The sequence below is a fragment of the Paenibacillus sp. FSL R7-0345 genome, from assembly GCF_038595055.1.
Lineage (GTDB): Bacteria > Bacillota > Bacilli > Paenibacillales > Paenibacillaceae > Paenibacillus_AQ.
On record NZ_CP152002.1, the window covers coordinates 2,313,223 to 2,332,959 of the forward strand.

Sequence of the window (19,737 nt, forward strand, 5' to 3'; positions counted from 1 at the left end):
AATAAGGAGAGGGAGATGAGGAATGAAACGCAACCGATGGTTAGCTCCGGTTCTGATCACGTCTATTGTTCTGTCTGTTATGATGAATTTGTTTGTAGTGGCGCCGCCAAAAGCTGAGGCCGCCAGCATCGGCACCATCACTGAGAATGACACGATTTATCAGATTATGGTCGACCGTTTCTATGACGGGGACAGCTCTAACAATGCCACAGGCGCCGCAATCCGTTACGGGGAAAATTCTGAAGAAGATTTTCGTTATATGAAGGGCGGAGACTGGCAGGGAGTTATCAACAAGCTGCCTTACATCGCCAATATGGGCTATACCGCAATCTGGATTTCTCCTGTGGCCGAACCGCAGATGACGAACCGTGAAAATAACGGTACAGGCAAGAATACGGCCTATCACGGCTACAACGTGAAGGACCCGAATGCAGCTAATCCCTACTTTGGAACCAAGGAAAAGCTGAAAGAGCTGGTGGATTCCGCACACGCTCTCGGTATTAAGGTCATCATTGATGTTGTGCCGAATCATATCGGTGACTATATGCTTGGGACCCAGGCTTTTTATGATATTCAAGGCTTGCAGCCTGCTGCACCGTTTAATAATCCGGCCTGGTACCACCATAACGGGGATATTAACTGGTCACTCGCCGACGGCAGATATGATCAGTGGGCGCAGGATTACCTGGAGAACCACGATCTGGGCGGTCTGGATGATATAGATTTTGATGTACCTGCCGCCAAGCAGGCCATCTTCAGCTCCATCAAAGCCTGGTTTGACTATACGGGCGCAGACGGCGCACGTGTCGACGCTGCCAAGCTGATGAAGCCGACAGACATCGGTGAGCTGCAAAACCTGCTGGGGGTTAACACCTTCGGTGAAAACTTTGACGGCAATGCCGAATTTGTTTCCCGCTGGGTCGGCGCGAACAAGGAGTGGGGCATGCTGGACTTCCCGCTGTTTTTCTCGGTGCTGAACAGCTTTGCTTACGGGCAGTCTTTTGAATCCAACATTAAGAGTACACTTGCCCAGGATTCCTATTACAACGGAAATGCGAACCACATGGTCACCTTTATCGATAATCACGACCGTAACCGGTTCCTGACGGAAGCCGGAGGCAGCGTTGAGAAGCTGCAGAATGCATTGTCCTTTATCTTCACAGTCCGCGGAACACCAGTTGTTTTCCAGGGGACGGAACAGAATAAGGGCAACGGCAACGGCCAGATTATGACTGGCGGCATAGCTGATACCTGGAACCGCTGGTCGATGGTCAAGCGGGATACTAACGGTAATGTGCTGGAAAATTATTTTAACGAGAATACCAGTACCTATAAGCATGTAGCCAAGCTGAACGAAATCCGCAAAAACAACCCGGCCCTGCGCACAGGCACCCAGCGTGAAATGTGGTCGGCGCAGAACCTGTATGCGTTCTCCCGGCGGATTGACAGCGGCACAAATGTCGGACAGGAAGTCATCTCTGTATTCAGCAACGCTTCCAGCGGTACACAGACCGTCACTATTCCGCTGCGCAGCGAAAGCACGCTGACTGTTGGTACTGTGCTGATCAATCAGCTCAATACTTCCGATACAGTGACTGTCCAGGCAGGCGGCGTTACAGGCAAGCAAATTACGGTGTCCGCTAATGCCAACTCGGCAAAAATCTATTCCAAGACACAGCCGGTAGTTGATACAGTGGCACCTACAGTTCCAAGCAACGTTACAGCAACCGTACAGAACGCTTCCAGTGCACAGATCAGCTGGGCAGCCTCCACCGACAATGTCGGAGTGACCGGCTATGAAATTTACCGCAACGGAGTCAAAGTGGGCACCTCTGCAACTACTTCCTATACGGACAGCGGACTTGCAGGACAGACCAGTTACACCTACACGGTAAAAGCTTTTGATGCGGCAGGGAACCTGTCCGCCTTCAGTGCGGCTGCTTTAATCACCACCCCGGCCGGCAACAGTGTGACGATCTACTACAAGCAGGGCTACAGTACGCCATATATTCATTACCGGCCGGCCGGCGGAACCTGGACGACAGCACCAGGTGTAGCGATTCCGGCAGCAGAAGTATCCGGTTATAACAAAATCACGATTAATATCGGCTCCGCCACCCAGCTGGAAGCCTGCTTCAATAACGGCAGCGGCACATGGGACAGCAACGGAGGCAGCAATTATCTGTTTAGCACCGGCACATGGACTTATACACCGACTGGAAACATTCAGGCCGGAGGGCCGGTGAGTCCGACGGCAACACCAACGGTAACGCCTACGGCTACGCCAACACCGACTGCAACACCAACCGTAGCGCCTACGGCCACACCTACACCGACGGTAGCGCCAACCGCTACACCAACCGCTACACCAACCGTGGCCCCAACAGCAACGCCAGTACCCACTGCTACTCCAGCTGGCAATTCCGTAACCATTTATTATAAAAATACATCGTTTACGAACTCTTATATTCATTACAGTGTGGACGGTTCCGGGGTATGGACCACCTCGCCGGGGCAGCAGCTGCAAGCTTCGTCTTACTCAGGATACAAGACAGCTACCATCCAGCTCGGCACTGCCGCCGGTCTGACGGCTGCCTTCAACAACGGTAGCGGTACCTGGGATAATAACGGCGGCAGCAATTATCATCTGACGGCCGGGACCTGGAGCCTGGTGAACGGCAGCCTGTCCTCAGGCGTGCCGCAGGCCGACAGTGTAACCTTCAGAGTCACTGTCCCAGGTACGACTCCGGCTTCCGGGCCGGTGTATCTGAGCGGTTCCTTCAACAGCTGGAATGCGGCTGATCCTGCTTATCAGCTGACCAAAGGCAGCGATGGCGTATACTCCATTACTCTCAGCCTGCCGGCAGGAACAGCGGTACAGTATAAAGTAACCCGAGGCAGCTGGACAACGGTTGAGACCAGCTCAAGCGGCGCCGAGATTGCCAATCGTACGCTCACGCCAGCCGGCGGAGCGCAGACTGTAAATCTGACCGTGCAGCGCTGGAAGGATCAATAAGCTTATAAAATATAATAACAGCGCTGCTCCGTATGGGGCAGCGCTGTTATATTTTTGATAAATAGAAGATGATATCAGCAATTAAGGCCTGCTGTAGACTCGCGGACAATCAGCTCAGGCTCTAGCAGCAGATGACGGGAGGCCGTACAGTTCTCGCGGATATGATCCATCAGCCACTGGCCGGAGGTTAGCCCGAGCTTGAAGGTGTCGATATTCAGTGAAGTAAGCGGCGGAGTGGTATAACGGGATAAAGGATATTCATCAAAAGCAGCGATGCCCAGCTGGCCCGGAACCTCTATCCCCAGCTCACGGGCCGCCTTTAATACTCCGAACGCTGTATAGTTGGTCATACAGACGACCGAGTCAGGCGGGTCTTCGCGCATTAGCAGCCGGAGTGCCGCGCGGTAGCCTTCATGCTCATCGGCCTGGCCGTTTACAATCCAGTCCTGGCGGACGATAACGCCGGACTGCTTGAGCGCCTGGAGATAGCCGCTCAGCCGTCGGCTGTAGATGCGTTCATTCCGCTGCCCGCCGACGAAAGCCGGTCTGCTGTAGCCCTGCTCCAGCAGGTGACGGGTCAGCATTCTTCCGCCTGCTTCATTGTCAAAGTCTACCCAGCTCGCTGCAGGTTCCATCTCTCCGATTGATACATATGGAAAGTTAAGCCGGTCCAGCTCATTGGCCAGCTCCTCGGTCAGTACTGAATTGTTGGCAATAATGCCGTCAACCCGCTGGTTCAGCACCAGCCTGTTCAGAAAATGATCCTCCGCAGCATGATGCTGGATGTTGCATAGCGTCAGCTCGTATCCGAGAGGACCCATCACGCTTTCGATCCCGCCGATAATATTGTAGAAAAACTGGTTCAGAAATTCACTTTCTTTGGACATGTCAACCAGCAGTCCAACCGTCTGCGAGCTTTGTCTGGCTAAACCGGTTGCGATACTGCTCGGTATATAATTCATCTGCTTCATAATCTCGCGCACGCGCTGCTTGGTCTCAGCCGATATTTTGGGTGAGTCGTTTAATACCTTGGAGACGGTGGATTTTGCCACATTTGCTGCCCTGGCTACATCCGAAATGGTTACTTTCATCGGGATCCCTCACAAAAAATAAGAGTAAAAGGTATTATTTAATAGTTTATCATTTTGCAGCGTCATATTCGACAGGCAACATTTCTGCAGAACACGGTTAGCGGCTATTTCAGATTTTACATTGCGTTGATAATTGCCCGGGGAACTGGTATTTTGACAGAAATGGAGGTAGGATGTTCACAAAGGCTCAAAGACACATGATAAGAAAGAGGACACCCTGCTATGAAACCGTTTCGCATTCGTCTCACCTTCATCCTCATGGCCCTGGTCGGTGTATCCATGATCGGAGCGGGCCTCACAATGGCCAAGCTGTTTAAGGATTCGCATATCTCGGCGCTGGAGGAGAACATGTCCCGGGAAATCATGCTGCTCTCCGGTACCTTCCAGTTTATCGATATGAACAGTCAGGAAGCAATGAGCTATTATACTGAGCATGCCAAGCATATTGCCGGGCTCACCAGCTCACGTATTACCTTTATCACAAAAGAAGGAAAGGTTATCGGTGATTCCGAACGGAATCCGCTGGAAATGGACAATCACTCTAACCGTGAAGAAGAAATACTCGCCGCAAAGGAAGGAATCGGCCGGGCTATCCGTTTCAGCGATACGCTGGACCGTGACATGCTTTATGTCGCTGGTGCAGTAACTTCGGCAGACGGTTTCGACGGCTATATTCGCCTGTCAATGGGGCTGGATGCAGTGACAGAGGGGCTAAGCAGGGCATGGATTATTATGGCGGCGGGACTGGTGCTATTGTTTATAGCAGCCACTTTTGTAAGCTATAAGGTAGCATCCAGCATGACCTCACCGCTGGAGCAGATTACAAGAGTCGCCCGGCGGATTACCGACCTGGATTATGATGCCAGGGTTCCGATGCAGCGAAAGGATGAGGTCGGACAGCTGGCCAAAGCGATTAACGCGATGGCAGACAGCCTGCAGGCCCAGCTCAAAACGATCAGGGACAATGAAGACCTGCTCCAGAGCGTACTGGATAACATGACCGGCGGTATCGTTATGGTCAATGCTGAAGGGGAATTTGCCCTGATTAACCGGGCTGCAGAACGTATGCTTGATGTGAAAAACAGTGAAATGACCGGTCATTCCTATAAAGAGCTGAAGCATCATTACGAGCTGAGCCGGTTAATTGAAGAAGGCGTAATGCGCTGCGAGCCTCTTCACGAAGAACGCAGCATTTATACTCCGGCAGAGCGTATTGTCCGGCTGGACGGGGTGCCGATGATGCAGGACGGCTCTCACCGGGGCATGCTGTTTCTGCTGCAGGAGGTTACCGAAATCCGGAGGCTGGAGAAAATGCGCAGCGAATTTGTTGCCAACGTATCCCATGAGCTGAAAACCCCGGTCGCCGCAGTCAGAGGTTTTGCCGAGACGCTGCTTGGCGGAGGTGTGACTGACGAGAAGACGGCACGCTCCTTCCTGCAAATTATTTATGATGAGAATGAACGGCTGAACCGGCTGATCGGAGATATACTGGAGCTGTCCAAAATTGAATCCAAACGGGTACAGCTGGATTGCTCCCCAATCTATTTAAAGGAGTTCTTTGAATCTGTGCTGGAAACGCTGAGCAAGGTAGCCGAGAAGAAAAAAATCTCGCTGAGTGCCAGCGTGCCGGATGAGCTCTTCATTGAAGGGGATGAGGACAAGCTGCGGCAGATCTTTATGAATCTGCTGTCTAATGCGATTAATTACACCCACGACGGAGGCAATGTCAAAATCACAATGGTTGACGGACATAAGCCGGATGGTACGGAAACGATCATCTTTACCGTCAGTGATACCGGCATGGGCATCCCACGCAAAGATCTTCCGCGGATCTTTGAACGTTTCTATCGGGTGGATAAAGCCCGGTCCAGAAGCTCCGGCGGCACGGGGCTGGGCCTGTCCATTGTGAAGCATCTGGTCGAGCTGCACCGGGGTACGATTACGGTAGAGAGCGATCTGGGGATCGGCAGCTCGTTCATCATGGAACTGCCGCTGCTGCAGGATCATGACAATTAACTGGAGGAATGCGAATCTGGCAGCTGATCAGGATAATGGATTTGCCAGAGGCAGCTTTGAGCGATACTATTGTACTGTAAAGTCATCTGCGAAATTTGTTGTTATTTTACACCAAGTTAACATTACGGTGATATGATGGGTTTGCTGCTTTTTTTGTAAATTATAAATTCATGTGAATACGGGGGAAACTATGGCACAACGATTGCTGGTCATTGAAGACGAACCGACGCTGGCCCGGCTGCTGTCTTATAATCTGACGCAGGAAGGCTATGAAGTGACAGTGGAGGATCATGGAACGGCAGGATACGACCGTGCGACTAGAGAACCTTTTGATCTGATCGTACTGGATCTGATGCTGCCGGGTATGAACGGGATCGATATCCTCGACAAGCTCCGCGGTCAGGGCATCCGTACGCCTGTTATCGTATTAACAGCTAAAAATGCCGAAGAGGATGTAGTCCGCGGCCTGAAATCCGGTGCTGATGATTATATAACCAAGCCATTTGGCGTTTCTGAGCTGCTGGCCAGAGTCAGCGCTGTTCTCCGGCGGATTTCCGGGGTGACGGAGGAGATTCAGACCGAAACACCGGTTTCCGCTTCGACCATTATTTTGGGACAGCTCGAAATTTATCCGGAACGGTATGAGGTCTCGCTGGGCGGGCACAGCATTAATCTGCGGCCCAAGGAATTCGAGGTACTGCTGTATCTGGCGCGTAAACCGGGGGTCGTGCTGACCCGCGATGATCTGATGAATGCCGTCTGGGGATTTGATTATATCGGCGGACAGCGCACCGTAGACGTTCATGTCAGCTCCTTGCGCAAGAAGCTGGAGCTCGATCCGGAATCGGTTCATATCGATTCTATCCGCGGCGTAGGCTACAAGCTGGTCGTAAACAAGAAAAGAGCACCGGTCATTTAAATGACGGTGTTCTTTTCTATATTGAAAAATGTACATAAAAATTGAAAGAATTTTATACAATAATATAACAATACAAACGCATGGACTCTGCACATGCCGGGCGATTTTACATTGCGTTAACAATTCTCTTCAACTCTATTTACACTGAAAGCTTATCATTGGGAACGAAGATGATGAGAAGGAGACTGCCAAAACACATGAAATCCATCATTGACATAGAGAAGCTTGATCTCTACTATGAGTCGTTTCACGCACTGAAGAACGTGGATCTGCAGATTCCGGAGAAACAGGTGACCGCTTTTATCGGACCATCCGGCTGTGGTAAATCCACCCTCCTGCGAACCCTTAACCGTATGAATGACATGATTCCCGGAACACGTATTGAAGGTAAAGTTAACATCGGCGGTAAAAATATTTACAGCGACGAAGTGGAAGTGGAAAGCCTGCGCAAGCAGGTCGGCATGGTATTCCAGCAGCCCAATCCGTTTCCGAAGTCCATCTATGACAACGTGGCCTACGGCCCGCGTCTGCACGGTACCCGCTCCAAGCAGGAGCTCGATGAGATTGTAGAGCAGAGCCTGCGCCAATCCGCCCTTTGGGAGGAAGTAAAGGATTTTCTGAAAAAATCTGCACTGAGCTTGTCCGGCGGACAGCAGCAGCGTCTGTGTATTGCCAGAGCGCTTGCTGTACAGCCTGATATTCTGCTGATGGATGAGGCAACCTCTGCCCTCGACCCTGTGTCCACGCTCAAGATTGAGGAACTGGTACAGGAGCTCCGCAGCAAATATACGATTGTAATGGTAACACACAACATGCATCAGGCTGCACGTGTATCCGGCCGTACTGTATTTTTCCTGAACGGTGTAATCGTAGAGGCTGCAGATACAGAAATGCTGTTCTCCAACCCGAAGGATTCCCGGACAGAAGACTACATCTCCGGACGTTTCGGATAATACCCATAGGGGCCCGTTCCTGGATTATCAGGCTGACCATACGTTTTTGAGGAGGATCGCATTATTTATGATTCGCAGAAAAGAATTCGATAAAGATCTGGAAGAATTGCGCAGCCTGCTGCAGCAAATGGGCGAACACGTAAATGATGCTCTTGAAGGTGCAATTGTGGCCCTTCAGACGCTGGACATTGTACGTGCACAGGAAATCGTAAAGGCGGATCTGCGCCTTAATGCAATGGAAGACCGTATTATGGAGATCGGTTCACGGCTGATTATTACCCAGCAGCCTGTAGCCAAGGATCTGCGCCGTATTATTGTTGCTTTCAAAATTTCCAGTGACCTTGAGCGTATGGGCGATCTTGCTCTGGATGTAGCAAAGGTTACGATGCGTATTCAGGGACAGACACTGATTAAGCCGCTTGTCGACATCCCGCGTATGGCAGAAATTGTTTCGGTGATGATCACGGAAGCGATCCAATCCTACCTGGATGAGAATACAGATCTGGCTTACAAAATGGCCCAGGATGATGATCAGGTTGACGGCCTGTACAGTGCAACAATTAACGAGCTGTACGCCTATATGGTCGAGAAGCCGGAGTCTTTGAACCAGGCTATGCTGCTGACACTGGTCGGCCGTTACATTGAGCGGATTGCCGATCATGCGACCAATATCGGTGAGAGCGTAGTGTATCTCGTAACCGGTAAACGTCCTGACCTGAACCAGTAAGATTGAGCATTGCCCAAACAGCAACCCCCTTAATAGGGTGGTTTGCTGTTTTTTTATTGCCATTCGAAGCTTTTACGGTTCAATACGGTAAAGATTGGCAATCCTGCATTTCATGCGGGATTATGCTTGGACCTGGGCGCAAATCGTGCGCTTTGGTTCATTTTGGTGCAGGGCATATGGTAAGATGTAAGGAGTAAGCATGAAAAAGGCGAGGTGCTACAGTGGACAAGTTGATTCTTATAGATGGAAATAATATTATTTACCGTGCGTTTTTTGCGATGCCGCCGCTGACGAATACAGCCGGACAGCAGACGAACGCCGTGTACGGCTTTACGACAATGCTGCTGCGTTTGATTGAAGAGCATAAGCCAAGCCACCTGATTGTGGCCTTTGATGCAGGTAAAATTACCTTCAGGCATGAAGGCTATGAGGATTATAAAGGCGGCCGCCAAAAAACACCGCCTGAGCTGTCGGAACAGTTCCCGCTGCTGAAGGACCTGCTGCGCCATCTTGGTGTGCCGCAGTTCGAGATCAGTGGTTATGAGGCTGATGATATTATCGGAAGTATCTCGCGTGAGGCTGATGCGGCCGGGCGTGAAGTGATGATCGTATCCGGGGATAAGGATATGCTGCAGCTGGCTTCGGAACATACAACCATTGCGCTGGTGCGTAAAGGCGTGACTGAAGTTGAAATGTACGGGCCGGAGCAGATCCGCGAGAAATACGATCTGACCCCTGAACAGATTATTGACCTGAAGGGCCTGATGGGCGACGCGAGCGACAATATCCCGGGTGTACCCGGCGTGGGCGAGAAAACGGCACTTAAACTGCTGCATCAGTTCGGCTCGGTAGAAGGCGTATTGGCTGGAACCGGTGAACTCAAGGGTAAAATGAAAGAGAAGCTGGAGGAGCATGCGGACAGCGCGGTTATGAGCAAAAAGCTGGCAACGATCTACCGTGAGGTTCCGCTGGAGCATGCCTGGGAGGATATGTCCTTTACGGGGATTAACCGGGATACGGCCGGGCCTGCACTGGCGAAGCTGGAGTTCAAATCCTTGCTGGAGCGTCTGTCGCTAAGTGCGCATTCCGGAGCAGCAGATGAAGTTGCAGCCGTTGAAGCCGCAGAGCTGGATATTACCATTGCCGGTGAAGCTGATCTGGAAGCGCTGATTGCCGCACTCCCTGGAATTTCGGCACTGCATGTGGAGACGAGCGGCGAGAATCCGCATCGGTCTGAGGTAATCGGTCTTGGCCTCTCCTCACCTGAGCGGCATTACTTCGTGCCGTTTGCCCTGCTGCAGAGCCCGGCAGCGGCACCGCTGCGGGACTGGCTTGGCGACAGCGATGCGCCGAAGAGCGGTTATGACCTGCACCGCGCAGATCTGGCATTACACTGGCAGGGGATTGCTTTTGCCGGAGCGGCCAATGATGTGCAGCTTGCAGCCTACCTGCTGGACCCGACGGAAGCGAACCAGAACCTGAATGATCTCACTTCCAAATACGGGCTGCCGCGTCTGTCACCGGATGAAGAGGTATTCGGCAAAGGAGCCAAATATAAAATTCCGGAGCTTGAAATCCTGGGCAATCACGTAGCCCGCAAGAGCGCCACGGTGCTCGGTATAGTAGAGAAGCAGCAGCAGGAGCTGAAGGAGACGGCAATGACGGGGTTGTTCGAGGACCTGGAGATGCCGCTGTCACGCATTCTGGCGGATATGGAGAAGCAGGGCATTGCTGTCAACAAAACAGAGCTGAAAGAGCTGGGTAAAGAGTTCGAAGCGCAGATTGCTGCTCTTGTCGCGGAAATTTATGAGATTTGCGGCACTGAATTCAACCTCAACTCACCTAAGCAGCTCGGCGAAATCCTGTTTGTGAAGCTCGGTCTGCCTGTAGATAAAAAGACGAAGACCGGGTACTCAACGAGTGCAGATGTGCTTGAGAAACTGGCTCCTTATCATGATGTAGTGCGTCTGATTCTGCAGTACCGTACGCTTGCCAAGCTTCAATCCACATATGTGGAAGGATTACTCAAGGAAATTTCCGAACAGACAGGCAAGGTGCATACCTTCTACCGGCAGACGATTGCGGCAACCGGACGGCTTAGCAGCCAGTTCCCGAACCTTCAGAATATCCCGATCCGGCTGGAGGAGGGCCGCAAGCTGCGGAAGATTTTTGTGCCGTCTGAGCCCGGCTGGTCGATTCTGGCGGCGGACTACTCGCAGATTGAGCTGCGTGTGCTGGCCCATATCTCCGGCGATGAGCGGATGAAGGAAGCTTTTCTGGAAGATATGGACATTCACACCAAGACAGCGATGGATGTATTCGGCGTAACGGCTGATCAGGTGGACAGTAACATGCGCCGTTCTGCCAAGGCGGTTAACTTCGGGATAGTATACGGAATCAGCGGATATGGACTTTCACAGAACCTGAACATTCCGCGAAAAGAGGCAGAACAGTTTATTGAGCAGTATTTTGAAATTTTCCAGGGTGTGCGCAAGTATATGGATGATATTGTGAAGGATGCCCGCAAGCAGGGATATGTTACGACCTTGCTGGAGCGCCGCCGCTATCTGCCGGAGATTAATGCCAGTAACTTCAATCTGCGCTCCTTTGCTGAACGTACGGCGATGAATACACCGATTCAGGGAACGGCTGCCGATATTATCAAACTGGCAATGGTGCATATGGACAAAGCGCTGTTTGAACGCGGACTGAAGAGCCGTATGCTGCTGCAGGTGCACGATGAGCTTGTGTTTGAGGTGCCGGAGGATGAGCTGGAGCTGATGAAGAAGCTGGTGCCTGAGGTTATGGCCGGAGCACTCAAGCTGTCTGTACCGCTTAAAGCAGAAGTGAGTTACGGGAATAACTGGTACGAAGCGAAATAGGCTCCCCGCTGCTTGCCTATATCCGTTATAATGGGGTAGAGGTGAGTTATTATGCCGGAATTACCGGAAGTAGAAACAGTCAGAAGAACACTTAATGAATTAATTACAGGCAAGCAGATAGAGCACGTCACCGTCCGGCTGCCGCGGATTATCCAGCGTCCGGACGATACCCAGGCCTTTGCCAACATGCTGGCAGGCCATAGCATTGTTACCGTTGAGCGCAGAGGCAAGTTCCTGCGGTTTGTGCTGGACGGACTCGTGATGGTCTCCCATCTGCGGATGGAAGGCCGTTACGGTCTGTACAGTCAGGATGATCTGCTGGACAAGCATACTCATGTTATTTTCCACTTCACCGACGGCACGGAGCTGCGTTACACGGATGTACGCCAATTCGGGACTATGCATCTGTTCGACCCCGGTGAAGATCTGCTGCTGAAGCCGCTGAACAAGCTGGGGCAGGAGCCGCTGGATGTTTCTTTCACGCCCGAACGGTTTAAGGAAATTGTCGGGAGCCGGAGTACCAAGATCAAGCCCTTGCTGCTTAATCAGGAATATATTGTCGGCATCGGCAATATCTATGTGGATGAGGCTCTACATCGTGCAGGGATTCATCCTGAGGAGACAGCAAAGCTGCTTTCGGACGGGCAGTTGAACCGGCTGCATAAGGCAATCGTATCAACACTGACGGATGCGGTTAATGCCGGAGGCTCTTCCGTCAAATCGTATGTTAACGGCCAGGGCGAGAGCGGCAGCTACCAGCAGCAGCATCTCATTTACGGCCGCAAGGACCAGCCGTGCACGACTTGCGGCACCCTGATTGAGAAAAGCGTCGTAGGCGGCCGGGGCACGCATATCTGCCCTACTTGCCAGCCTTTGACTGTTGTAATCATTTAAGATTAATCCTGTATTACAGGCAATACACACCGGAGCTGTTCAGCCCGGCGCAAATGTCCAGGAACCGACTGCCGGTCCCGCCCATATACTGTGTGAAGAACGCTGAAACAAGCAAACGGAGCCGGAGAGAGTCATCTTCCGGACTTCCGTTTCTTCACGGGAGGGATTGCGGGTGATCAGCCCATTGTTTTCACTGCTGCTGCTGGCTTTTGCGCTTAGTTTGGACGGTTTTGGTGTAGGTATTACATATGGTTTGCGCAAAATGAAAATACCGCTGCTCTCCATTCTGATTATCTCGCTCTGTTCGGGTATCGTCATTGGGGTCTCCATGCAGGTCGGTGTACTTCTAGCCAAGGTTGTCTCCCCGGATGCCGCCTCCATTATTGGAGCGGTTATTCTCGTCTTAATGGGCTGCTGGTCTCTGATTCAGATGCTGACCCAGAAGGAGCGCAGTCCCCAGGAAGAGGAGCAGGAAGTTTCTATTGAGCGGACAGCAGCGGCTCCGCAGGCCGGCCTGGAGGCTGGAGCTTCGGAAGTAACTGAGCTGCCTGCTGAGGCCGGAGAAGCCGGTCCTCAGCAGGCAGCGGTGTTTTCACTGGAGCTGCGGCATCTGGGCGTGGTCATTCAGATTCTGCGCACGCCTTCTTCCGCTGACATGGATTCCTCGGGCAGTATTTCCTCGATGGAGGCGATGATCCTGGGGATTGCGCTGTCGCTGGACGCTTTTGGCGCAGGGCTTGGTGCTGCACTGCTTGGCTTCAGCCCGGTGTGGACCTCACTGATGATTGCCCTGTTCAGCGGTACCTTTTTACTGCTTGGCATGAAAACCGGCCTCAAAATGTCGGGAAGCTTCTGGATGAAGCACGCTGCCGCTCTACCCGCGTTATTATTAATTGCTATGGGAATAATGAAGCTGTTATGAGGTGAGTACATGATTATGGGCTTAACCGGAGGCATTGCATCCGGAAAAAGCACCGTCTCCGCAATGCTTTTGCAAAAAGGAGCACGACTCGTCGATGCCGATGTCATCGCTAGAGGGGTCATGCTCCCGGGTCATCCCGTATTGGCTGCTGCTGTAGGGCATTTTGGCCAAGGAATCCTGCTGCCTGACGGCACGCTAAACCGGGCTGCGCTGGGGGAGATCGTCTTCAGCGACCCTGCCGCCCTGCAGGTACTGAACAGTCTGACACACCCGGCAATCCGCCGGGAAATCAAGGAACAGATGTATGCACTGGAAGAGGAAGACGCGCAGCGCCTGATTATTGTAGATATTCCTTTATTGTATGAATCCAAGCTGGACAACCTGTTCGATAAAGTTCTGGTTGTATATGTGCCGCGTGAGGTGCAGCTAGCCCGCTTAATGGAGCGTAACGGCCTTAATCCAGAGCAGGCTGCAGCAAGGCTGGATGCCCAGATGGATATTGAAGAGAAGCGCAGGAGAGCGGATTATATTATCGACAACAGCGGTGAGACTGGTGCGACTGAGCAGCAGGTAGCGATTTTGTGGGACAGGCTGGGGCTGTCATGAGCTGGCTCCGTAAAAAAAGAGTGCTGCTCCTGCTGTTCATCGGCTTTACCGCGATCCTCTTTCTCGGCACCAACTGGATGTCATGGTTTTATCCTATTCATTATAAGAACGAAATCCGTAAGCATAGCAGCACGTATGAGACCGATCCGTTTCTGGTCGCGGCCATTATCCGCGTAGAGACCAATTTCAAGACAGGCCGAGAGTCCAAAAAAGGCGCCCTCGGGCTGATGCAGCTTATGCCGGATACGGCCAAATGGGCGCTTGAGATGGCCAAGCTGCCTGATGTATCGCTGGATGAGCTCAAGGAGGAGCCGTCAGCTAATATTGAGCTGGGCACCTGGTACCTCTCCTCACTGTCCCGCCAGTTTGACGGCAACCGTACAGCGGTTATCGCCGCATACAATGCCGGACCCGGCAAAGTACAGAGCTGGCTTGATGGAGGCGACTGGGACGGTACAGAGGCTTCAGTAAAAGATATCCCGTTTGGCGAGACCCGGCACTACGTGCAGCGCGTGATTTATTATTATAATCAGTACACGGAGATTTACAGCGAATTCTAAGTTTGTTGCATATAAAAAGAAAAGAAGCATTAAACGGCTTGCGGCCGTTTAATACTTCTTTGGCAAGCTTATGGGGACAGGTTATTTGTACTGACCTGCCAGGGATTGCTCGGCGATTGTTACAAGACGCTTAGTGATGTAACCACCGATCGAACCGTTTTCGTAAGAAGTTTTATTGCCTTGGTATCCGTCTGGGGAAAGAGTGATACCCAATTCTTGGGCAACTTCATATTTCAGTTGCTCCAATGCACCGCGTGAGTTGGAAACTACCAGGTTGTTGCTGTTGTTGTTTTGGCTCATTTCTGTTCACCTCCTATCGGTTGGTAACTGTATTATGTGCCGGACCCGCCAGATTCATAACAATAATAAAACGGTGTTTTCTGGAAAAAAATTTAACCTCTAAACAACGCTGCACATTCTGCCGCAACCATTACTATTACAGCAAAAGAGGAGTGGCCTTACTTATGAAATGCCCTTACTGCGATCACACGAATACCAAGGTGCTTGACTCGCGTCCGGCCAATGAGAACAAATCGATCCGGCGCAGGCGTGAATGCGAGCGCTGCAGCAAGCGCTTCACCACCTTCGAGATGATCGAAGAGACACCGCTGATCGTCATCAAGAAGGATGGCAGCCGTGAAGAGTTCAGCCGTGACAAAATCCTGCGCGGTCTGATTCGTGCCTGTGAGAAGCGCCCTGTGTCCGTTGAACGCCTGGAATCCATTGTGTCAGAGGTGGAGAAGACGCTGCGCGGCATCGCCCTGGCAGAGATTGAGAGCCGCCAGATCGGCGAGTTCGTGATGGAGCAGCTCTATCCGGTGGATGAGGTAGCCTACGTGCGGTTTGCATCTGTATACCGCCAGTTCAAGGACATCAACATGTTCATGAAGGAACTGAAGGGGCTGCTGTCCAAAGGGGATGGCGAGCTGGAGGGACTTTAGACATGCTGCAGCACCTGTGCAAAAAACTGCTTAGTGTTATGTAGAGCTTTGCAGAGGTGCTGCAGCGGTTCTTCCGGAAATAATGCGCCGAAAATTTTTTTGCAAAAGTGTTGACATAAGTAACAGATTTCTGTATTATATAGAAGTCGGCTACGAAATAATAAATAACACGACGAAGTGAGCTTAAATCTCACATAAGAATTTAGAATACATAATGTAGTTCTAAAACGGTTAACATGGGGCCATAGCTCAGCTGGGAGAGCGCATCGCTGGCAGCGATGAGGTCAGGGGTTCGATCCCCCTTGGCTCCACCAATTATCTTAATATCATGGACTCTTAGCTCAGTTGGTAGAGCAGTAGACTCTTAATCTATTTGTCCAGGGTTCGAGCCCCTGAGAGTCCATACTAGAAGAAACGGCAGACATGCCGTTTTTTTTGTTGTGTTTAGTGATGAAGAAAGCAAGAAAAATATCAGCTGTGCTCGCGGCATCAACGATACCAAAGACTCTAAAGACTTTAAAGACTTTAAAGACTTTAAAGACTCTAATGACACCACCACTACCACCCTCGGCACCAATGCACCAACTCCACTATTGCCTCCAACTACTCTCATGATGCCTGTCCCTAACTAACCGTTTTTTTTAATTTGCTTCTTCTCCAAAGCTAATATAGTACGACTCCCACATCCTAACGGACCGTACAGCCCTTATTTCCGCCATTTGGCATGCTGGGAAAATCTAACGGATCGTACGCCGTTATTTCCTCATATCGCAGCCTTTTTGAGCCGAAATGACGCAAATAAGATCATCTGAGTCCGTTAGCCGGAGAAAACACTCGTTTTAGCGGAAATAAGGACTCCTCGGTCCGTTAGCTTGCAGTAGCGGGTGGCATTTGTTGCGGTATCTGTTTTCAGGCACACAGATGTCGTAGCAGCATTATACATCCTTAGTGCAGTTTGCATGTCTAACGTTGTAGCCTATGCATCCTTGTGCAGTTTACCTACCAAATGTAGCGCATAGTTACAACTGTTAAAGCAGCCCAACCAACGGGTTAAACCTTCAATTGATACGTCCGATACCGCTGAGCTCCGCCACCTGTGATGTCTAACAGCTTTTGTTCGGCTAACTGATGCAAGATTCGTCTGGCATGCCGGTCCGTTACATGGAGATGATCTGCGAGCTCTTGAGGAGTGAACGACCTCAGCAGGCGTCTGGCATAACGTATTGTTTCTGCTTCCAGCCAAGTTAATGAAGAAGGCACATCTGTCGCAATAAATTTGCCGATAAATGAAAGAACCAGCTGCTGGCATTGCTTAGGTTCCTCTACAATTGAAGGATAAGCGATAGGAAGAAAGGTCCAGCCATCCAAAGCCAGCAGGGAATGCCGGCGGCATAGATCCTTGAACCGCCGAACATCAAGATCCCTGGCGTGCGGCCCATATCCCTGAATCTCTATTCCACCCTTTACTCCACCTGGCATATATGCCAAATCAAGATAACGGTAACCGTTGTTAAAATCACGTACCTCCCACTCCGGCAGCAGATGATCCAAATTACCGATTGCCGGGAACCATACTCGGAGAAACTCGACTGTCCCATGCCCGAGCCCCTTTTCGAGTAACTCTCTCCGCCTGTGATTGCTTTCATTTTCAATATTAGTCAGTAACCATTCTTCATACAACGGGTTAAATCTCGACATGCGCATCATACTCCTTTTAACAATTTTTACGCAAAAAAGGAATCAATAGAGGATTGGTTTCGAGTCCTTCCGACATGTTATGCTAGGCATATAAATAGGCGAATTTTTTGGAAAACAGGAGGCAAACATGACTACAACTAAAAACCCGCATCTATTCAAAATCATCCTAAGCGACCGCAGCGGCGGAGTCCGCGGGCGTCCGTCACGCAAAATTGCAATTGCTGCTGGAGCATCATTATATGATCTTGCTGAAGCTGCTATCGAATCCTTTGATTTTGATCTGGATCATGCCTTCGGCTTTTATGACAATATTAAAAATTGGGCACGCTCTGAAGAAGGTTACGAATCGTTTGCCGATATTGGACATGGCGACAAATACCCGGGTGTTGAAAAAGTAAAAATCAGCAAAGTGTTTCGGATCCCTCAACAAAAAATGCTGCTTTTATTTGATTATGGAGAAGAGTGGCATTTTATTGTGCAGTATATGGGGGATGCAGAAGTGAAGCCGGGTCAAAAGCTGCCTCATGTTATAGAGAGCAAGGGAACAGCGCCTGATCAATATGACGATTACGAGGATTTTGATGAAGATGAAGAAGAAACGGATTGGGAAGAAGAAGCGAATGCGGAGTCTGATCCGAATGAAGACCCGGAGCGTGAAAAACGCATAAACATGGAGATCATTGTAGATGCGTACGATCCGGAAGAAGTGGCAATGGGCTGGTACTATTATCTTAAGGACAATATCCGTTTTCCCTTCAAGGCGAAGTGTAATCAGGTTCTGGTCAAGTCGCCGCTGAAGAGCGGTGAGGAAGTTACAGTTCTGCAAATGGCACCTACAAGTGAATGTACTCATAACATGTGGGTTCATATTAAATGGGCAGACAGGGAGTTTGCAGTTCCACTGGTTCAGCTGCAGCCGCTTCAGCCCGACCCAAAGACTAAATTGGCTATCGAAGACTGGGTATATTGGCTGGATAGAGGAAATCAATTTTAATATCCCTAGTGAATTTCCCCACTTCTAAATCTCACACAACATGGTAAGATAAGCAGGCGGAATTTTACCGTGATTACTGAGACAGGAAGGGTCAGAAATTACATTATGAAGACAAAGAGTGCAACAACCAAATCGCTGGGGAAAACAGTAACCTCCTTTGAAGCCCTGGCTATTGTGGTCGGGATGATTATCGGGTCGGGAATCTTTTTGAAGCCGGGGATTGTGCTAAGCAATGCGGGAACGCCGTGGATGAGTATTCTAGCCTGGGGAGTGGGCGGGATTATTACGCTGGCGTCAGCGCTGACCGTGGCGGAGATTGCTGCAGCGATTCCTAAATCCGGCGGATTATATACATATCTGGGTGAGCTGTACGGCGGCGTATTCGGCTATCTGCTGGGCTGGGTGCAGGCAGTGATCTCTTATCCGGCGTCTGTAGCGGCGCTGGCAATTGCTTTTGCCACGTATTCAGGATACTTTGTGCCGCTGAACGGCTGGCAGCAGAAGCTGCTTGCGGTTGCGATACTTGCGTTCATCCTCACTATGAATGTCATAGCCACCAGATTCGGCGGTATCATCCAGACGGTTGCGACGGTGGGCAAGCTGATTCCCGTTGCTGGAATTATCGGTGTAGGCCTCTTCTCGAATCTGGCACCCGGCTTTGACGGCATCAGTGTACCGGCAGCGGGAGCAGGCTTCGGAGCGGCAGTTCTGGGTACGCTATGGGCTTATGACGGCTGGATCAGCGTGACTAACATGGCAGGTGAAATTAAAAATCCGGCCAAAACGCTGCCAAAGGTCATCTCTTTTGGAGTTATTTTTGTGATTGCTGTGTATGTGCTGTTTAATGTGGCTGTGTTCAAAGCGCTGCCTTATGAGCAGATTATCAGTTCCCCGACTCCGGGTGCGGACGCGGCAGAAGCGTTGTTCGGCAACGGCGGCGGAGCTTTTATTACGGCAGGGATTATTATATCCGTGCTTGGTGCGCTGAACGGCTATCTGATGACAGCTGCGCGGGTACCGCAGGCGATGGGGGAGAAGCAGCAGATTCCATTTTCGCGGGTGCTGAGCAGCATTCATCCGAAGTTTCAGACTCCGGCGAATGCACTTATTTTTCAGAGTTTGCTGGCGGTAATCTACATTTTCTCGGGAACGTTTAATACGCTGACGGATCTGCTCGTGTTTGTATTGTGGATCTTTTTTACAATGGGTGTGTTTGGTGTCTTTCTGTTGCGCAAAAAAATGCCGCCCGTGCAGGGGCGCTATCGTGTACCGCTGTATCCGGTTACCCCGATGATCGGTGTGGCAGGCGGACTCTACATTCTGGGCAGCACGATTGTCAGTGACCCGCTGCGTTCGTTGATTGGGATCGGGATTACACTCGCCGGATTGCCGGTGTATTATCTTTTGTCGCGTAAAAAACATAACTAAATGCATATGTACCGCTATCCCGGATTAATGATGAAACGGCAGCTTCCTTTCTATAAGGAGCGGCCGTTTTTGCATATCACCAGCGAAGGC

The 19,737-nt window shown here is 50.9% G+C and carries 17 protein-coding genes and 2 tRNA genes; 16 read left to right on the plus strand and 3 right to left on the minus strand.

The annotated features are described in order from the left end of the window. Window positions 1-22 precede the first annotated feature (22 nt). Window positions 23-3,016, plus strand: coding sequence for a carbohydrate binding domain-containing protein (locus NST84_RS09620; RefSeq protein WP_342565368.1), 2,994 nt, complete (start codon window positions 23-25; stop codon window positions 3,014-3,016). A 74-nt stretch (window positions 3,017-3,090) separates the two neighbouring features. On the opposite strand, the gene NST84_RS09625 is transcribed toward NST84_RS09620, so the two are convergent. Beyond that, window positions 3,091-4,107, minus strand: coding sequence for a LacI family DNA-binding transcriptional regulator (locus tag NST84_RS09625; protein ID WP_342565369.1), 1,017 nt, complete (start codon window positions 4,105-4,107; stop codon window positions 3,091-3,093). Window positions 4,108-4,329: 222 nt separating this feature from the next. Between NST84_RS09625 and NST84_RS09630 the strand changes: the two genes are divergently transcribed. From NST84_RS09630 to NST84_RS09670, 9 genes are all read left to right on the plus strand, one after another. Continuing rightward, window positions 4,330-6,123 (plus strand): ATP-binding protein, encoded by a 1,794-nt coding sequence (locus NST84_RS09630; RefSeq protein ID WP_342565370.1) that lies wholly within the window; start codon window positions 4,330-4,332, stop codon window positions 6,121-6,123. Between the two features lie 190 nt (window positions 6,124-6,313). Further along, window positions 6,314-7,042 (plus strand): response regulator transcription factor, encoded by a 729-nt coding sequence (locus NST84_RS09635; RefSeq protein WP_342565371.1) that lies wholly within the window; start codon window positions 6,314-6,316, stop codon window positions 7,040-7,042. A 197-nt stretch (window positions 7,043-7,239) separates the two neighbouring features. Then, window positions 7,240-7,995 (plus strand): phosphate ABC transporter ATP-binding protein PstB, encoded by a 756-nt coding sequence (gene pstB, locus NST84_RS09640; protein ID WP_039871790.1) that lies wholly within the window; start codon window positions 7,240-7,242, stop codon window positions 7,993-7,995. A 67-nt stretch (window positions 7,996-8,062) separates the two neighbouring features. Further along, window positions 8,063-8,722, plus strand: coding sequence for a phosphate signaling complex protein PhoU (gene phoU / locus NST84_RS09645; protein WP_090715259.1), 660 nt, complete (start codon window positions 8,063-8,065; stop codon window positions 8,720-8,722). Window positions 8,723-8,943: 221 nt separating this feature from the next. Further along, entirely contained in the window at window positions 8,944-11,604 is a 2,661-nt protein-coding gene (polA, locus tag NST84_RS09650; protein ID WP_342565372.1) for a DNA polymerase I, read from the plus strand. Window positions 11,605-11,655: 51 nt separating this feature from the next. Further along, on the plus strand, window positions 11,656-12,498 hold the full coding sequence (mutM, locus tag NST84_RS09655) for a DNA-formamidopyrimidine glycosylase (protein WP_342565373.1): 843 nt from the start codon (window positions 11,656-11,658) through the stop codon (window positions 12,496-12,498). A 172-nt stretch (window positions 12,499-12,670) separates the two neighbouring features. Continuing rightward, window positions 12,671-13,420: a manganese efflux pump gene (locus NST84_RS09660; RefSeq protein WP_342565374.1), complete on the plus strand. Its 750-nt coding sequence runs from the start codon at window positions 12,671-12,673 to the stop codon at window positions 13,418-13,420. A gap of 9 nt (window positions 13,421-13,429) precedes the next feature. Beyond that, window positions 13,430-14,026, plus strand: a complete 597-nt coding sequence (coaE, locus tag NST84_RS09665; RefSeq protein ID WP_342565375.1) for a dephospho-CoA kinase — start codon at window positions 13,430-13,432, stop codon at window positions 14,024-14,026. Next, on the plus strand, window positions 14,023-14,586 hold the full coding sequence (locus tag NST84_RS09670; RefSeq protein ID WP_342565376.1) for a lytic transglycosylase domain-containing protein: 564 nt from the start codon (window positions 14,023-14,025) through the stop codon (window positions 14,584-14,586). The genes coaE and NST84_RS09670 overlap by 4 nt, the downstream gene beginning before the upstream one ends. 81 nt (window positions 14,587-14,667) lie before the next feature. Here the strand turns inward: NST84_RS09670 and NST84_RS09675 are convergent, their stop codons facing one another. Beyond that, on the minus strand, window positions 14,668-14,886 hold the full coding sequence (locus NST84_RS09675; protein ID WP_039871799.1) for an alpha/beta-type small acid-soluble spore protein: 219 nt from the start codon (window positions 14,884-14,886) through the stop codon (window positions 14,668-14,670). Between the two features lie 164 nt (window positions 14,887-15,050). Between NST84_RS09675 and nrdR the strand changes: the two genes are divergently transcribed. The 4 genes from nrdR to NST84_RS09695 all read left to right on the plus strand — a co-directional run bounded on the left by nrdR (window position 15,051) and on the right by NST84_RS09695 (window position 16,159). Next, window positions 15,051-15,527, plus strand: a complete 477-nt coding sequence (nrdR, locus tag NST84_RS09680) for a transcriptional regulator NrdR (protein WP_342565377.1) — start codon at window positions 15,051-15,053, stop codon at window positions 15,525-15,527. Window positions 15,528-15,765: 238 nt separating this feature from the next. Further along, a tRNA-Ala gene (locus tag NST84_RS09685) sits at window positions 15,766-15,841 on the plus strand. 16 nt (window positions 15,842-15,857) lie between these two features. Next, window positions 15,858-15,930, plus strand: a tRNA-Lys gene (locus NST84_RS09690). Window positions 15,931-15,967: 37 nt separating this feature from the next. Then, complete coding sequence (locus NST84_RS09695) at window positions 15,968-16,159, plus strand: hypothetical protein (RefSeq protein ID WP_342565378.1); 192 nt, start codon at window positions 15,968-15,970, stop codon at window positions 16,157-16,159. Between the two features lie 418 nt (window positions 16,160-16,577). Here the strand turns inward: NST84_RS09695 and NST84_RS09700 are convergent, their stop codons facing one another. Next, complete coding sequence (locus NST84_RS09700) at window positions 16,578-17,225, minus strand: transcriptional regulator (RefSeq protein WP_342565379.1); 648 nt, start codon at window positions 17,223-17,225, stop codon at window positions 16,578-16,580. A gap of 127 nt (window positions 17,226-17,352) precedes the next feature. Between NST84_RS09700 and NST84_RS09705 the strand changes: the two genes are divergently transcribed. Together NST84_RS09705 and NST84_RS09710 are read left to right on the plus strand one after the other, a co-directional pair. Next, the gene (locus tag NST84_RS09705) at window positions 17,353-18,219 is read left to right on the plus strand and encodes a calcium-binding protein (protein ID WP_342565380.1); all 867 of its coding nucleotides are present in this window, start codon (window positions 17,353-17,355) and stop codon (window positions 18,217-18,219) included. A 105-nt stretch (window positions 18,220-18,324) separates the two neighbouring features. Then, window positions 18,325-19,647, plus strand: a complete 1,323-nt coding sequence (locus tag NST84_RS09710) for an amino acid permease (RefSeq protein WP_342565381.1) — start codon at window positions 18,325-18,327, stop codon at window positions 19,645-19,647. Window positions 19,648-19,737 lie beyond the last annotated feature (90 nt).

What these genes read in the sequence shown, in the direction of transcription:
- NST84_RS09620 (WP_342565368.1), top strand. Translation starts at nt 23, where the DNA reads ATGAAACGCAACCGATGGTTAGCTCCGGTTCTGATCACGTCTATTGTT.
- NST84_RS09625 (WP_342565369.1), bottom strand. Translation starts at nt 4,107, where the DNA reads ATGAAAGTAACCATTTCGGATGTAGCCAGGGCAGCAAATGTGGCAAAA.
- NST84_RS09630 (WP_342565370.1), top strand. Translation starts at nt 4,330, where the DNA reads ATGAAACCGTTTCGCATTCGTCTCACCTTCATCCTCATGGCCCTGGTC.
- NST84_RS09635 (WP_342565371.1), top strand. Translation starts at nt 6,314, where the DNA reads ATGGCACAACGATTGCTGGTCATTGAAGACGAACCGACGCTGGCCCGG.
- pstB (WP_039871790.1), top strand. Translation starts at nt 7,240, where the DNA reads ATGAAATCCATCATTGACATAGAGAAGCTTGATCTCTACTATGAGTCG.
- phoU (WP_090715259.1), top strand. Translation starts at nt 8,063, where the DNA reads ATGATTCGCAGAAAAGAATTCGATAAAGATCTGGAAGAATTGCGCAGC.
- mutM (WP_342565373.1), top strand. Translation starts at nt 11,656, where the DNA reads ATGCCGGAATTACCGGAAGTAGAAACAGTCAGAAGAACACTTAATGAA.
- coaE (WP_342565375.1), top strand. Translation starts at nt 13,430, where the DNA reads ATGATTATGGGCTTAACCGGAGGCATTGCATCCGGAAAAAGCACCGTC.
- NST84_RS09670 (WP_342565376.1), top strand. Translation starts at nt 14,023, where the DNA reads ATGAGCTGGCTCCGTAAAAAAAGAGTGCTGCTCCTGCTGTTCATCGGC.
- NST84_RS09675 (WP_039871799.1), bottom strand. Translation starts at nt 14,886, where the DNA reads ATGAGCCAAAACAACAACAGCAACAACCTGGTAGTTTCCAACTCACGC.
- nrdR (WP_342565377.1), top strand. Translation starts at nt 15,051, where the DNA reads ATGAAATGCCCTTACTGCGATCACACGAATACCAAGGTGCTTGACTCG.
- NST84_RS09700 (WP_342565379.1), bottom strand. Translation starts at nt 17,225, where the DNA reads ATGTCGAGATTTAACCCGTTGTATGAAGAATGGTTACTGACTAATATT.
- NST84_RS09705 (WP_342565380.1), top strand. Translation starts at nt 17,353, where the DNA reads ATGACTACAACTAAAAACCCGCATCTATTCAAAATCATCCTAAGCGAC.
- NST84_RS09710 (WP_342565381.1), top strand. Translation starts at nt 18,325, where the DNA reads ATGAAGACAAAGAGTGCAACAACCAAATCGCTGGGGAAAACAGTAACC.